At 41.4% G+C, this 988-nt stretch carries 1 protein-coding gene; it reads right to left on the reverse strand.

Annotation, left to right across the window (positions count from 1 at the left end):
• Positions 1-140: 140 nt before the first annotated feature.
• Positions 141-716: a dihydrofolate reductase family protein gene (locus CHI06_RS28750; protein WP_095252041.1), complete on the reverse strand. Its 576-nt coding sequence runs from the start codon at positions 714-716 to the stop codon at positions 141-143.
• Positions 717-988: the final 272 nt, after the last annotated feature.

A 988-nucleotide genomic window follows, 5' to 3' on the forward strand; every position in this document is an offset into this window, starting at 1 on the left:
GCTTAAGTACAGTCTTTCACATTCTTGTGTCCAGAGTAAACATTTTCCCGATTATGTTTACTCATAAGAAAAGACCGTCATTTCGACGGTCTTGAACAACTAACACACCCGTTAGCGTAATCTATTTTAGGAGACAAAGGTCATCTAACCGACTGGTAAACGAGACCTATGGCTCCAGAATCATAGGTCTTGTTTTCGATAAGTCTAAGATTGACCTTCTCCTTGAGACCTTGGAATAATGGCAACCCGCTGCCGATCAGGACGGGAGAAACCGTAATTTTATACTCATCTATTAAATCAAGCTGCATAAGGTAGTGTGCGAACCTAGGACTGCCGAGGATAACCATATCCTTGCCTGGCTGCTGTTTGAGGTTCTTGATCTCTTCCTCGACATCTTCTTTCACCAGTCTGGAATTGTTCCATTCGACTTTCTCCAGCGTCGTGGAAAAAACGATTTTGGCTGTCTTTTCGATCCACTCGGCATGATTCCGTTCATGCTGCGAAGCTGATTGGTTCGAAGGCACAGATGGCCAGTAACTGTGCATCATCTGATAAGTCCCACGTCCCCAAATGACAGTGTCGGCAGTACTCAGAATTTCTTTCGCGTGTTTCTCCAAATCAGCATCGTAGGAAACCCAGCCAATGTCCATTTCACCGTTCGGCCCTTCTACAAAACCGTCAAGCGATGCGTGCAAAAATAGAACGAGTTTTCTCATTTTCAGTGCTCCTTTGTTCATGAGGGATGTCTACATTAGTTACATTTTAACACATTTCAGCTTGGATTGTTTCTTATGGATTGATAAGCTAAACTGCACCTTTAGCTGAATAAGGAAAAAAGATGTTACCGCGGCAACACCTAGTTCAACTCTTGCACCCGTTTGTGGAACAAGTACCTCTTTTATTGCATTATTTTCGAAGTGTGAATTAAGTTAATAATTTAACGTATACTATTTTTGTTATTTAATATTTATGAAATGAGGTGTTTAAA

Source organism: Bacillus sp. 7884-1 (genome assembly GCF_002272245.1).
In the GTDB taxonomy this organism is placed as follows: domain Bacteria; phylum Bacillota; class Bacilli; order Bacillales; family Cytobacillaceae; genus Neobacillus.